Here is a 13,562-nt window from a genome sequence, read left to right as displayed (position 1 = left end):
CATGCGGATTTTGTATGTCGTTCCTTATCTGGGTGCCAAATACGGTGGAATTGCGAAAGTGGTCACCGGGATTGCCCAGTCTGTCGGGCGCGCCGGTGTCCAGGCGGACATCATCACCACCGATGCCGACGGCGAGCAGCGGCGGATGGTTGTCCATCACACCTGGATTGCGGAAGATGGTTATCGCGTCATGTACTTCCCCTGCTGGCATCGCCAGGACTTCATCCTCAGTCAGTCGCTCGTCCGGTGGTTTGGGCAGCAGGGGCAGGCGTATGACCTCATTCACACGCATTCCATTTTTGCGCCGCTTATAGCAGCGGTACAGTGGCAGTGCCGGCAGCACGGGTGGCCATACGTCACCACGCCGCACGGCATGCTTGAGCCATGGGCGCTGGCCTACAAGGCGTGGAAAAAGCGCACCTACTATGCCTTGGTGGAGCGTCCGGCGCTGCGCGGCGCCCGGCTCATTCAGGCCACGGCTTCACGGGAAGCCGAGCACATTCAGGCGCTCGGCCTGGAGACACCGATTGAACTCATCCCCAACGGGTTACACCGTGCCGAGTTTGAGACGCTACCTGACCGCGAGGTGTTCTATGCGGCTTACCCGGCGCTGCGCCACAAACGGCTTCTGCTGTTTTTCGGGCGCATCGATCCCAAAAAGGGGCTTGATCTGCTGGCACCGGCCTTTGCCCGGATACACGCCAAATACCCGGACACCCACCTGTTGGTGGTGGGACAGGACAACATCGGCTTTCTGCCACGGGCAAAGGAGTTTTTTGCCGCAGCCGGGTGTCTGGAGTCCGTAACCTTTGCCGGCTGGATGAGCGGGCCGCTACTCTATGCCATGCTGCGCAGCGTTGAACTCCACATCGCGCCTTCCTACTCCGAGGGCTTCAGCATGGGCATTCTGATGTGTCTGGCTGCAGGCGCGCCGACCATCATGACGGATGGCTGCAACTTCCCGGAGGCTGGGGCGGCTGGCGCGGCCTGTATCGTTGAATGTTCCGTGGAAGCCATTGCACAGGCGCTCGACCGCTATCTGGGTGATCCGGCCGCCGCCCGGACAATGGGTGCCCGCGGAAGAGCCTTTATTCTTGACCACTACACTTGGGAACGGGTGGCGCAAAAACTGCTGGCAACGTATGAGCGCATCCTGGCGACATGACGAAGGTTGACCTCTCCCGTTTTGACAATGCCTGGTATCGGCCCGGCCCGGTGTTCAAGCGTGTGCTGTGGATGCTGGTCAATGCCTGGATTTTCAAGTCTGACCTGCCCTATCCCTCGGCACTCAAAGCGGCCCTGCTCCGGCTGTTCGGCGCGCGGGTGGGGCAGGGCGTGGTCATCAAACCGAACGTCAACATCAAGTACCCGTGGTTTCTCTCGATTGGCGACTTTACATGGATTGGCGAAGGGGCGTGGATTGACAACCTGGCTCAGGTGACGATTGGCGCCCACGCCTGCATTTCACAGGGGGCGTACCTGCTGACTGGCAACCACGACTACACCTCGCCTTCCTTTGACCTGATGGTGGGGCCGATTGTCATCACGGATGGGGCCTGGATCGGCGCCAAAAGCATCGTGCTGCCGGGAACCGAGATTGCCAGTCACGTCGTCGTTGCGGCGGGCAGTGTCATCGGCGGCAAAACCGAGCCATACAGCATCTATCGCGGATGTCCGGCGCAGTGGGTGCGGCAGCGGGTGCTTCGCACGACAGAGCCATCTGTCGCCCAGGTGTCGCAACCGTCATGACGCGCCACCGGGAGACCGTCCCTTCCACTTCGGAAAGGTTGCCCACTTCAGCGCCGTCGGCCACACCGGTGCCGCGCCTGCTCATTCTGACCCACTATTTTTATCCCGAAACGGCCGCGGTGGCGCAGTTCACTACTGAAATTGCCCAGGACTTCGCCCGGCGTGGCAGTGAGGTGATGGTGGTGACGAGCCGCGCCCCCTACCAGCGGGATGCTCAGCCGTTACCGGCCTATGACCGGCTGGGAGCAATTCGCATCCGCCGGGTGCTGGGTACCCGTTTTGACAAGCGTCGTCTGTGGGGCCGGCTGCTCAACCTGGCGACCTTCGTCGCCGGGGCTGCCATCGAGACGACTGTGGGTTTTCGGGGATATGACGTACTGCTGGTGTGCAATGCGCCATTACTTGGCCTCGTCGGGTGGCTGGGGTGGATGGTGCAGCGCCGCCCTTATGTTTGTGTCGTAGAGGACATCTATCCTGATCTGGCCGTACGGTTCGGTGTCCTGAAGGAACATTCTCTGGTGCGGCGGTTGTGGGATGCCGTCAATGCCTTGGTCTATGACAGGGCAGCGGCGGTCATTACGCTGGGCAATCGCATGCGCGTGACGCTCGAAGCCACCCATGCCCGTTCCAGAGGGCGCTTCCTTCCGGTACGTGTCATCCCCAGTTGGGCGGATGGAACGGCCATTCATCCCCGCCCAAAGGCGGAAAATCCCTTTGCGCTGGAACATGGCACTCATGACCGGCTCACCGTGCTGTACTCCGGGAACATGGGGCTGGCGCATGACCTGGAAACCGTTCTGGCTGCCGCTGACGCCCTGCGTCATGATCCGCGGTTTTTCTTCCTCTTCATTGGCGATGGAGGCAAGCGGACCCGCCTCGTGGAGATAGCCGCGGCCAAGCAGTTGCCCAACGTGAAGTTTTTGCCCTACCAGCCGGTGGAACGCCTGCCGCTGTCGCTGACCTGCGCCGATCTTTCAGTGGTGACGATGGAGCCGGCGGCCGAAGGTCTTATCATTCCCAGCAAAATCTATGGTTCGCTGGCCGCCGGGCAGGCCATTCTCGGACTGGTCGGTGAGCATACCGAGGTGGCTGACATCATTCAGGCGCATGCCTGTGGTGTTCGCATTGCACCAGGTGACGTGGCGGCACTGGTCGCTGCGCTGCGCCGGCTGGCCGACGAGCCGGAGTCTTTGACCGCCATGCAGCGCCGCGCCCGTGAATGCTTTGAGCAGCATTTTCGGCGCGAACTGGCACTTGATGCCTACTGGGAGGTCGTCACGTCCGCGATGCGTACCCGCCCAGCACACTGACGCCTTGCTGGAAAGCCAAAGAGACAAAGCCGAAAGCCAAAGAAAAAAGCGGCAGCGCTGCTGCGCTGCCGCCGGGAAAGCCAACTGTAGCTACCTGGTTTAGAACTGATACCGCACGCCAACCTGGAACTGGAACACCGAGTTCCCCAGCGTGTTGTTGAGCAGAAGCTGCCCAAGCCGCGGGCTGTTCAGGTTGCGCTCCCGGAGGGACAGGAAGTTCGGGTTGAGCGGCACATTCGCCTGCGGAATACCACAGTTGCGTTGCGCAGCGATCAGGGCATTGCCCGTCAATCCGGCAAAGTTGCACAGACTCGTCACCGCGGCGCCGCTGTATTGCAGTCCCATGAGGTTGAACAGGTTGAAGAACTCACCCGAAATCGTGACATCCTGGGATTCGGTGATCTTGAAACGCTTCTGCAGGCGCAGGTCAACGTTGTAGATCGGGCGGTTGCGGAACGCATTGCGCGGGAACGGCTGGCCGGGCGCGCGGTACGGCCGGTCGAGCTGTCCGCCCGCTCCAGCGCCGAGCGTTCCGTCACGGTTGACGTCGGCCAGGCCACCGCCGATGTTGCCTACAATGCCGTCAACGGGGAAGGCTGACTGCAACCGCACCACACTCGACACTTCAAATCCGTAGGGCAGGAAAATGACCGGGTTGACGACGAACAGATGCCGCCGGTCAATGTTCGAGTAGCCGCGCTCGGCGCGCAGGTCAAACGAGTTGGCCGGGAATGAGCCGCCGGCTTCGCGTTCGTTGTCATCATCCGAGACGTTGTCCGAGAGCGTGTAGAAAGCCGAGAATTGCCCCCACCGCCGCTCGAACTTCATTCGCAGCACCATGGAGCGGTAGCGCGACCGGGCTGTGGATTCACGTACGGTCAACTGACCAACGCCAAGGTTGGGCCGGGTGGCGAAAGGCGCCACTGTCGGGTTGAAGATCGGCCGCAGCGAGATGTCGCCCGGAATGTTATCCGGGTTGATGCGCGGGGGCGGAAGGTTCAACTGCCGGTTCCGCTGCAAGTACACCGTGTTGATAAGCGAGAAATCCACACCCACCGTCAGACCACGTGCCACCTGATATTCATACCCGAAGTTGGCCTGAACAGAGCGTGGGTTGCGGAAGTCTTCAGCGATGAAGAGTGGTGATGCGGCAGCCGAAAGCGAAAACGGCGTAGCACCAGCCGGGAGGAACTGGTTGAGCACGTTGGCAATCTGGGTCAGTTGCGCTGGTGTGACCGTCGGCAGCGCCCCAAGCTGGAAGTTGTTGAGGTTGATGCCAGCCAGCAGGAACTGCCGGAACACCGTGTTCGGTGCCGCGCCCGTACCCATAATGGCCCGGTATCCAGCCGTTGCTGGCGAGGCGTCAAACGCCGCCTGGTTGAATCCGGCTGGCAGGGCAAAGGGAATCTGTGCCGACAGGTTACCCGGCGGAATGCGGAAGTTATTGGTGGCATCGGCAAACAGCAGCAGGGGTGTCGTGGCGTAGTAAACACCGCCGTTGGCGCGGAAGACTGACTTCCCATTGTTGAACGGGTCCCACGCAATACCCAGCCGTGGGGCGTACTGGTTGGTCACGTCTGGAATCTGGGTGGGATTGCGCCGCAGTCCGGGAACGTCAATCGGATACTGCACGCTGCGGACAATGTTGACGAGGTTCGTATTGTTGGCCGCCGGGGTGGGGTTGTATTGCCCTTCCCAGCGCAGCCCGTAGTTGAGCGTGAAGTTGGGGCGAATCCGCCACGAGTCCTGACCAAAGAAGGCCAACTGATGGACAGTGTATTCGGTGAACCGGTTGCCAATCTGCACCGTGTAGTTGGCGGCGACGTCAAACCGTCCACGCTGGGCTGTCGGCGGCGCGCCAGGTGGCACGACCGGCACCTGGACGCCATTGAGAACGGCCAGCGTGGTGTTGGCGCCGATAAGCGAATAGTTGCCAAACTGATTGAAGCCAAACAACTGGTTGGCAAACACACGGCTGTACTCGAAGCCGAATTTCATCGTGTGGTTACCGGCCAGCACTGTCAGGTTGTTGACGAACTGCGTCCGCGTATCGTACTGCGTGGTTGGCAGGAAGGAGACGGCCCCAACATTACCAATGAAGCTGTTGAATGTTGGACGGCTGGAGTTGGAGCCACGTGGGCGGTCCTCACGTGCAAACTGGAAGCGGAACTCATTGAACAGGCTCGGTGTGAGCGTGCTGTAGAGCGACACCACGCCAATGTTGTTGCGGTTGCGCTCCGCACCGTTGTTGGCCAGGGAGCTGTTGGTTGTCGGGAAAATTTGCGGGCCGTTGGAGTTGGCATTCAGGGCGCGGTTATAACTGAAGTTATAACGCACCGTCAGAAGGTTCTTGCTGGTGATCTGCCAGTCCAACCGCAGGAGTGGGGCCCAGGCATCGTTGGTTTGTTCAAAATTCCCCTGCTCGCTGACATAGAAGTCATACACAGCCCGCTGTGAAGGCGTCAACGTGGCTGGATTGACCTGTGCCAGGTTAGGGAAGGCCGTGCTGCGCGTCTGGCGCAGCCGCTGCTGCTCGTAGGCAAAGAAGAAGAAAAACTTGTTCTTGACGATGGGGCCGCCAATGGAGCCGCCAAACTGCTGCTGCGTCGGCGCGGCATTGATTTTGCCCGTGATGCCCTGCGCGACAAACTGGGCTTCCTGTGCCCGGAAGAAGTCATTGGTACGGGCGGCTTCCTGCGGGCGGATCAGGTAAAAAGCCGTGCCGTGGAATTCATTGGTGCCGCTCTTGGTGACGGCATTGACTGTTCCGCCCGTGGAGCGTCCGAACTCGGCTGAATAGCCGGCTGAAACCACCTGGAACTCCCGGATGGATTCCTGCGGGATGGTGAAGGCGGAATTCGAGCGTTCGCCGCCGCGGATGCCACCGAAAAACGGCTGGTTGTAGTCCATGCCGTCCACGTTGACGTTGGCGCCGTAAATCCCGCGCTGTCCCGAAAGGGAAATCTGCTGCCGGCGCGGCTCAACCTGGGCATTGGGTGCCAGGGTGACGAAATCCTGGAAGCGCCGCCCGTTGATGGGCAGGTTTTGAATGGCCGTCGAGTTCTGGATGGCGTCGGCCTCGCTGCGGGTCGTCTGGATGCTGACACCACTGGCCGTCACCTCGATGACTTCACCGGTAACGGCTCCCACGCCGAGCGTCAGGTTGACGTTGAGCGTCCGCCCGACGACGACCGTGGCGTTTTCAACAGTGGTGGAGGCAAAGTTGGTCGCTTCCGCGGTCAGCTTGTAGTTCCCCACCGGTAACTGAACCAGCACATACTCACCGTTGGCTTTGGAGGTCGTCGTTTGTTTGAAACCGGTTTGCAGGTTTTCAGCGGTTATGGTTGCATTGGCGATGGCCGCCCCGGTTTGGTCAACAACGACGCCTGCAATCTGTCCAGTCGTGGCCTGTGCCTGGGCCCAGGCTGGTCCTGAAAAGCCAAAGCACAGTGCCACCGTAAGCAGCCAGAGCCGCTTCAGTCGCAAAACATCTCGCATGATGATTCTCCCTTTACACACAGAGGACAGGATGGAATCCCAGACGGAGAACGCCCCTCGCACAAAGTCGCTGGACTGCCCGGCAGACCACCGTTGCTCGAAACGCCTTCCGCCATGAGAACCCTTTTTCAAGTTCGTTTGGCGTCATGAGGCCACACGTAACGCCATTATTCGTACCTATGTGAACACAGTGTGAACGAATAGGAAAGTGTTTTGCAATCAATTTTCAGCGTTTCGTCGGTCTTCCTGGACAGGCTTTGGTTAGAAGTGAAAGCTGCCGTGAAGCACGGTGACGGCACGGCCGCCGAGATTGACCCGTGTCCCACGGTCTTCGACGTGGACGATGCCGCCACGCCTGGAAGCCTGGAAGCCGATGAGCCGGGTTTTGCCGAGCTTGGCACTCCAGTAGGGGGCCAGGGAACAGTGCGCTGAACCCGTCACCGGGTCTTCTCCCACACCCTTGGCCGGAGCAAAGAAGCGTGAAACAAAGTCGTGGTCAGGGAGTCCATCCTGCGCTGTCGCCCGGCAGGTGACAATCGTGCCCCACTTGGGCAGGGTCGCCAGCAGGCGCATGTCTGGCTGGATGGAGCGCAGGATGTCTTCGTTCTCGACTTCGACGAGATAGTTCGACTCGCTGGCGCCGACGTAGGCCAGCGGCACGCCCAAGGCGGCAAACAACTCCATCGGTGCCACTGTGGGCGTGACAGGAATGGCGGGAAAATCCATCTCGATGTCGCCATCTGCGTGGCGAACGCAGGTGAGGACACCACTGGGTGTCTGAAAAAGCACCACGTCGTTGGCTGGAACGCGCCCCTGTTCGTAGAGCACGTGGGCGGCAGCCAGGGTCGCGTGGCCGCAGAGCTGGACTTCAGCTTCCGGGGTGAACCACCGTAGCTGCCACCGTCCGTCGGCGTCGGGCAGAACGAAGGCTGTTTCCGACAGGTTCATTTCCAGGGCAATGGACTGCATGAGCGTCCGGTCAAGGGCTTCATCGAGCAGACATACCGCCGCCGGATTGCCCCGGAAAGGTTTGTCCGTGAAAGCGTCCACTACCGTAAGCTGAATGGGCATGGATGATGACTCCCAGGTTGGGATGGGGGAAGCCTGGCTGCTGTCGCTCGGCGGACTAGAGACGGTTGAGCGTCATCAGCAGAAACAACATGGGAAGATACATCACGGAAGCCCGCAACACCCGTTTGGCAGCCAGGTTCGTTCGCGTGCGGGCCAGCGTCAGGCAGGACTGAAGGAAAAGCGCGCCGAGCACGAGCGCCCCAGCCAGGTATATCCAGCCCGAAAGCCCCAGCCAGAAGGGCAAAAGACTCAGCCCAACGGTAACAAGACCCGTGATGAGCGTCTGGCGGATGGTACGACGGCCATCGGCTTCAATCACCGGCAGCATCCCGATTCCGGCCCGGCGGTAGTCTTCACGGTACATCCAGGCAATGGCGTAGAAATGCGGGAACTGCCAGAAAAACATGATGGCAAACAGCACCCACGCTTCGAGCGACAGTGAACCGGCAGCCGCCGCCCACCCGACCAGCGGCGGCATGGCACCGGGAAAGGAACCAATCGCCGTCGAAAGCCAGGTGCGCGTTTTGAGCGGGGTGTAAATCCACACGTAGCCGATGGCGGTGGCCAACCCAAGAACAGCCGTCAGCGGGTTGACCGTCGGGCAGAGGTAGGCTTCAGCGCCAATGGTCAGCACCAGACCAAAGAGCAGCGCCTGAAAGGGTGTCACCTTTCCACTGGGAATCGGGCGGGTCGCCGTGCGCCGCATCTGCCCGTCAGCCGGGTGTTCCATCCACTGATTGAGCGCCGCAATCCCGCCGGAGAGCAGGCCGATGCCAAGCATGGCGTGACAGAACCGGGCCCAGTCCACCGGCCCCGGCGTGCCCAGCAGAAAACCAAAGGCGGCAATCAGGACAACCTCGAAGGTAATCCGGGGTTTGGTCAGGGCCCAGTAAGCGGCCAGCCGGTCACGGAGACCCAGGGCCACAACCGGCGTCGGAGAGGCAAGTACAAGTGATTTCGGCATGACGACCTGTAACAACCGGGAGGGCAAAACGCCCGAAACACAGCCTACTGCTGTTTCAGTATGGGATCAGGTGAGTAGAGCGAAGGAATCTCATGCGTTTTTTCGCGCGTGAGATAGTCGGCAAAAGTCAGTCCGAACAGCACGATGAGAAAGAAAAACGAACCGATGACGACGGTTCGCGTCAGCCAGGTGCTGTACCGGATGTGCATGAAATACAGAATGATGAGCGCCGCCTTGCCGATAGCAATCGCCAGCGCCACCGGCGTATTGAACGCTCCCAGGTCCATGCTGGCTGTCCAGACCGTAACCACCGTGCCGATGACCAGCGCCGCCAGCACAAGAAGATAGGTTGCCGGGGAAATCGTGGGATGGGCATGGCTATGCCCGTTGGCATGGTGTGTGGCTGGCTGTTGTGTCGCCTGTCCCATGGCCGTTGCCTCCGATTCAGTGATGTCCGCTTCAGTGATGTCCGCCACCGCCCGGCGGCAGGTGTGCCCCAAGCAGGTAGAGCAGGGGGAAAAGGAAAATCCAGACCAAGTCCACGAAGTGCCAGTACAACCCGAACATCTCAACCGGGTTGTAGTACTCGGGGGAATACTTGCCCTGATAAGCCGTGATGAAAATCCAGATGAGCAGGCCCAACCCGACAACCATGTGCAGGGCGTGCAGACCTGTCATAAAGAAGTAGAGAAAGAAGAATATCTGCGCCCCGTTGGCGAGTTCGGGGGCTCCGGTCCACTGGAAGTTGAGGCCCGGCACGTCGTGGTCGAGGTAGTGGTGCTTGTACTCAAAATACTTGACGACGAGAAACAGCGTCCCAAAGAAGCCGGTCGCTGCCAGGAAACCCAGAAGACCACCCCGGCGCCCCTTTTCCGCCGAGGAAACGGCAAACACCATGGTCACGCTGCTCACGATGAGAAAGAGCGTGTTGAGACCGCCCATTTTCCAGTCCATGCGTGAGCTGGCCACCATGAAGGCCTCGGAAAACTTGTAACGATAGACCGCATACGCCGTAAACAGGGCACCGAACAGCAGGATTTCCGTCGCCAGAAACAGCCACATCCCAATGGTGGCCGATTCCTTCTGCTGCTCGATGGTGTAGAAGTGATGAGCGACAGGGCTGTGTGCGTTAGACAACTTCGGCCTCCCTTCCAGTTCCAGTTGCGGTTGCCGTGGGGGATGCAGGGGGATTCAGTCCACCAGTGAGCTTGCCAGTCTGCCTGGCAGGCAGCGCCGGACGTGTCGGGTAGTTGTAGGCTTCTTCGGTGACGATGGGCTGCTCGAGGAAGTTTTCCGGCGGCGGCGGTGAAGTCGTCTCCCATTCCAGTCCCTTGGCGCGCCAGGGATTCGACGCCACCTTGCCGTAGCGCAGCGACCAGATGAAGTACACCAGCGGCAACAGGTAGCCCACACCCAGAATGGATGATCCGGCGGTGGACATCACATTCAGCACCTGGAACTCCGGCGCATAGACGTGGTAGCGGCGCGGCATCCCCAGGTAGCCGATGATGAACTGCGGAAAGAACGACAGGTTGAAACCCACGAACACGATAAGCGCGCTCAGGCGCCCCCACCATTCAGGGTACATCCGCCCGAACATCTTGGGCCACCAGTAGTGCAGACCGCCGAAGTAGCCCATCACTGCGCCACCGACCATGATGAGGTGGAAGTGGGCAATGACGAAGTAGGTGTCGTGCAGGTGCCGGTCAAGACCCATTGAGGCCAGGAACAGGCCCGTCAAACCGCCAATCGTAAACAGCCCGATGAAGCCCAGGGCATACAGCATCGGGGTATCGTAGGAAACCGAGCCTTTGTACAGCGTAGCCGTCCAGTTGAAGACCTTGACTGCCGAAGGCACGGCCACCAGATAGCTGAGAATGGAAAACAGCATGCCGGCATAGATGGACATGCTGGAGACATACATGTGGTGTCCCCACACGATGAAGCTGAAGATGGCGATCATCAGCGAGGAGACGGCCACGAACTTGTAGCCAAACACCCGCTTCCACGTGAACGCCGAGATCAGTTCACTGACCACACCCAGGCTTGGCAGGATCATGATGTACACCGCCGGGTGGGAATAGAACCAGAACATGTGCTGGAACAGCACCGGGTCGCCGCCCAGCGCCGGGTCAAAGATGCCCACCTTGGCGAAGCGTTCGGCGGCAATGAGCACCATGGTGATGCCCAGCACCGGCGTCGCCAGCACCTGAATGATGCTCGTGGCATACAGTGACCAGATGAAAAGCGGCAGGCGGAACCAGGTCAGTCCCGGCGCGCGCATCTTGTGAATCGTGACAATGAAGTTGAGACCGGTCAGGATCGAGGAAAACCCGGTGAAGAACACGCCCAGCGTCGCCGCAATGACATGCGTGTTGGCGAAGGTCGTGCTGTACGGCGTATAGAACGTCCACCCCGTATCAATCCCGCCCACGGCCACCACCCACAGGGTAAACAGCGAGCCGATGACGAAGATGTACCAGCTCAGCAGGTTGAGCTTGGGAAAGGCCACGTCCTTGGCGCCAATCATCAGCGGGATAAGGAAATTCCCCAGGGTGGCCGGAATCGAGGGCACGAGGAAGAAGAAAATGAGAATCACCCCGTGCAGCGTGAAGAACTTGTTGTACGTATCCGCTGTGAACATGTCCGCCTGGGGCGTCAGCAGTTCGAGCCGGATGAGCAGCGCGAAGAAGCCGCCAAGGAAGAACATCAGCGTGATGGAAACCATGTAGAGCAGACCAATCCGCTTGTGGTCGGTCGTGAAGAGCCACGATTTCCACCCGTAGTGGGAGTTCAGATAGTGAATGCGCGGTAGGGAGACGTTTTCTTCAATCATAGTGTCACTCGATTGTCACTCGATGCGGTCCGAGGGGCTGCCGACAGGCGGAATCAGATCAGTTGGGTTTCGGACGGGTTCCTTCTGACACCGGGGAGGGCGTGGGGGCCGCACCGGCCGGCGCAACCGTCGCCGGAGGTGATGTGCCCGGCGTCATACTTGGTTTGACGTTGCCGGTGGGGAGCGTCTGGTCGGGATTCTGACCGGCCGGGCGCGGGGCCGGCGCCGTCGGCGGCGCCACCGGCTCAAACTGCTCGTACTTCTTGCCCAAGTGTTTGATGTAGGCCACCAACTCGATGATTTGTTCCTCGGTCAGTTGCCCATCGTAGCCAGGCATGATGTTGTCGTAACCGGCAGCAATCTTGACACCGGGCTTAATGATGGATTCGCGGATGTAGTTTTCGTCCGCGACAATAACCTCGCCGGTCGTGAGCTGGACATTGCGGCCGTACAGTCCGGGCAGGTAGGGCCCGCGGGCTTCGGCATCGCCGGTATGGCAGCCATTGCAGGCGAGTTTGTTGAACAGGGCCTCGCCCCGCAGTGCCAGCGAGCCGGTCGCCGCGCCGTTGAGCCAGGTTTGGTATTCATGGGGTTCGAGGGCGATGACTGAACCGATCATGTTGGCGTGTTCCGTGCCGCAGTACTGCGAGCAGAACATGTGGTACGTCCCCGGCTTGGTCGCCTCAAACCAGACTTCCGTGTACCGCTTGGGAATCACGTCCATGTGAATCCGAAAGGCCGGCACGAACATACTGTGGATGACATCTTCCGACACCATGACCAGTTTGACAGGTTTCCCGACCGGGATGTGCAGCGTGTTGATCTCACGCTGTCCGTCCGGGTGCTGAAACTTCCACATCCACTGGCGGCCCGTGCAGGCAATTTCGAGGGCACCTTCGGGCGCTTTGGCGTCCTTGAAGTACACAAACGCCCCCCAGCCAAAAAACGACATGAAGAACAGCGAGGGAATGATGATCCACGCCCACTCCAGTGCGACAGGGACATGGGCCTCTTCAGCCAACTGGTCGGGCGTCCGCCGGCGGTATTTGACGGCAAAGTAGAAAATCAGCAGAACAATGGCTATCGAGACGCCGCCGCAGACCGCGAGCATGAAGAAGTACAGGGCATCCACGTTGGGCGCATTCGCCGATGCCTGTTCTGGAAACAGCGGCAGCCGCAGCGCCGCTGCCGTCCAATTGAAGCATGTGGTCAATATGGTCAATGGCATCATGACAACATCCCTATCCGGCATTGGCCGTGGTTGAACCGGCAGCCAGCGCCTGCCGTTCCTTGCGTTCCTGCCACAGGAAATAACCAATCAGGCTGCCGAGCAGCAGCACCGTCAGAACTGCGAAAATCTTGACGGCCGTCAGAATCAGGGGCGTGTAGCGCCCGGTCACGGGGTCGTAGTGGAAGCAGTAGAGCAGAACCTGCTCGACCGGACTGCCGATCTTGCCCTGTGAGGACTGAATGAGCGCGAAGCGCAAGTCATTGGGGCGGTATTCGACGCCGTAGAAGTAGTGTGAGAGCTGGCCCTGGGGGGTGGCGACCATGATGGCACTGGCGTGCGCATACTGCTGGGTGGCTTCATCCCAGGCGTAACGGAAGCCAAGCGCCGCTGCCAGCCGGGAGACTTCTTCTTCCCGTCCGGTCAGGAAGTGCCAGCCGCCTTCCGTGCCGGGACGGCCGTAACGTTTGAGGTAGCTCTGCTTCTTGCCAGCCGCCAGTTCCGCCGTCTCGCGCGGATCAATGCTCACAATCACCACTTCAAAGTCCTGTCCCGGTGTGTAGTGGACTTCGCGCAGGCCCTTGATGAGGCCGTTGATAATCTGGGTGCAGAGCATCGGGCAGGTGAAATAAACCGGCGCCAGGATGACTGGCTTATCGGTGAAGTAGGTGCGCAGGGGGCGCTCCTGGCCGGTTTCATCCCGCAACTGGACATCGAGAGGAAGCTGTGCGCCCAGGTTCTGCGTGACGCCAATCTGCTTGAGCAGCTCCGGCGACCCGGAGGGCATGCCGGTCTGGCTGGGCATCTCAACCTGCTGTCCGATGCCGTACTGGGCCAGGGCTGGCGGCGTGGCCAGCACGAGTCCCAACCAGATGAACCAAACCGTTGCAAAAACTTTCTTCATAC

At 60.2% G+C, this 13,562-nt stretch carries 11 protein-coding genes; 3 read left to right on the top strand and 8 right to left on the bottom strand.

All coding sequences use genetic code 11. From position 1 onward, the window contains the following. Position 1: 1 nt before the first annotated feature. From J8C01_RS13740 to J8C01_RS13730, 3 genes are read left to right on the top strand one after another with little or no spacing between them, the layout of a single operon-like run. Positions 2–1,165, top strand: a complete 1,164-nt coding sequence (locus J8C01_RS13740; protein ID WP_211432796.1) for a glycosyltransferase — start codon at positions 2–4, stop codon at positions 1,163–1,165. After that, a complete protein-coding gene (locus tag J8C01_RS13735) occupies positions 1,162–1,749 on the top strand; it encodes a WcaF family extracellular polysaccharide biosynthesis acetyltransferase (protein WP_014100966.1) in 588 nt (195 codons plus the stop codon). The genes J8C01_RS13740 and J8C01_RS13735 overlap by 4 nt, the downstream gene beginning before the upstream one ends. Next, entirely contained in the window at positions 1,746–3,059 is a 1,314-nt protein-coding gene (locus tag J8C01_RS13730; protein WP_014100967.1) for a glycosyltransferase family 4 protein, read from the top strand. The genes J8C01_RS13735 and J8C01_RS13730 overlap by 4 nt, the downstream gene beginning before the upstream one ends. A 99-nt stretch (positions 3,060–3,158) precedes the next feature. Here the strand turns inward: J8C01_RS13730 and J8C01_RS13725 are convergent, their stop codons facing one another. The 8 genes from J8C01_RS13725 to J8C01_RS13690 form a co-directional block, all read right to left on the bottom strand. Continuing rightward, positions 3,159–6,557, bottom strand: coding sequence for a TonB-dependent receptor (locus J8C01_RS13725; protein WP_211432795.1), 3,399 nt, complete (start codon positions 6,555–6,557; stop codon positions 3,159–3,161). 261 nt (positions 6,558–6,818) lie between these two features. Continuing rightward, complete coding sequence (locus tag J8C01_RS13720) at positions 6,819–7,628, bottom strand: PhzF family phenazine biosynthesis protein (protein ID WP_211432794.1); 810 nt, start codon at positions 7,626–7,628, stop codon at positions 6,819–6,821. 55 nt (positions 7,629–7,683) lie between these two features. Further along, positions 7,684–8,592, bottom strand: a complete 909-nt coding sequence (gene cyoE / locus J8C01_RS13715) for a heme o synthase (protein WP_014100970.1) — start codon at positions 8,590–8,592, stop codon at positions 7,684–7,686. Positions 8,593–8,636: 44 nt separating this feature from the next. Further along, positions 8,637–9,068, bottom strand: a complete 432-nt coding sequence (locus tag J8C01_RS13710; protein WP_211432793.1) for a cytochrome C oxidase subunit IV family protein — start codon at positions 9,066–9,068, stop codon at positions 8,637–8,639. Beyond that, a complete protein-coding gene (locus J8C01_RS13705; protein ID WP_249355500.1) occupies positions 9,052–9,729 on the bottom strand; it encodes a cytochrome c oxidase subunit 3 family protein in 678 nt (225 codons plus the stop codon). Before J8C01_RS13705 ends, J8C01_RS13710 begins: the two co-directional genes overlap by 17 nt. Then, positions 9,722–11,428 carry a cytochrome c oxidase subunit I gene (locus tag J8C01_RS13700; protein ID WP_014100973.1) on the bottom strand — a complete coding sequence of 569 codons (1,707 nt, stop codon included), beginning with the start codon at positions 11,426–11,428 and terminating at the stop codon, positions 9,722–9,724. Before J8C01_RS13700 ends, J8C01_RS13705 begins: the two co-directional genes overlap by 8 nt. Positions 11,429–11,486: 58 nt before the next feature. Next, on the bottom strand, positions 11,487–12,659 hold the full coding sequence (coxB, locus tag J8C01_RS13695) for a cytochrome c oxidase subunit II (protein ID WP_249355499.1): 1,173 nt from the start codon (positions 12,657–12,659) through the stop codon (positions 11,487–11,489). A gap of 10 nt (positions 12,660–12,669) precedes the next feature. Continuing rightward, positions 12,670–13,560, bottom strand: a complete 891-nt coding sequence (locus tag J8C01_RS13690; RefSeq protein WP_211432792.1) for an SCO family protein — start codon at positions 13,558–13,560, stop codon at positions 12,670–12,672. Between the last annotated feature and the right edge of the window lie 2 nt (positions 13,561–13,562).

The organism is Chloracidobacterium sp. D, from assembly GCF_018304685.1.
In the GTDB taxonomy this organism is placed as follows: Bacteria; Acidobacteriota; Blastocatellia; order Chloracidobacteriales; family Chloracidobacteriaceae; genus Chloracidobacterium; species Chloracidobacterium thermophilum.
Note: the sequence above shows the minus strand (reverse complement) of the source record. Positions and strands in the feature narration are given on the sequence as shown.

Bases quoted from the DNA above. Each gene is read 5' to 3' on its own strand.
- J8C01_RS13740 (WP_211432796.1), top strand. From the start codon at position 2: ATGCGGATTTTGTATGTCGTTCCTTATCTGGGTGCCAAATACGGTGGA.
- J8C01_RS13735 (WP_014100966.1), top strand. From the start codon at position 1,162: ATGACGAAGGTTGACCTCTCCCGTTTTGACAATGCCTGGTATCGGCCC.
- J8C01_RS13730 (WP_014100967.1), top strand. From the start codon at position 1,746: ATGACGCGCCACCGGGAGACCGTCCCTTCCACTTCGGAAAGGTTGCCC.
- J8C01_RS13725 (WP_211432795.1), bottom strand. From the start codon at position 6,557: ATGCGAGATGTTTTGCGACTGAAGCGGCTCTGGCTGCTTACGGTGGCA.
- J8C01_RS13720 (WP_211432794.1), bottom strand. From the start codon at position 7,628: ATGCCCATTCAGCTTACGGTAGTGGACGCTTTCACGGACAAACCTTTC.
- cyoE (WP_014100970.1), bottom strand. From the start codon at position 8,592: ATGCCGAAATCACTTGTACTTGCCTCTCCGACGCCGGTTGTGGCCCTG.
- J8C01_RS13700 (WP_014100973.1), bottom strand. From the start codon at position 11,428: ATGATTGAAGAAAACGTCTCCCTACCGCGCATTCACTATCTGAACTCC.
- coxB (WP_249355499.1), bottom strand. From the start codon at position 12,659: ATGATGCCATTGACCATATTGACCACATGCTTCAATTGGACGGCAGCG.
- J8C01_RS13690 (WP_211432792.1), bottom strand. From the start codon at position 13,560: ATGAAGAAAGTTTTTGCAACGGTTTGGTTCATCTGGTTGGGACTCGTG.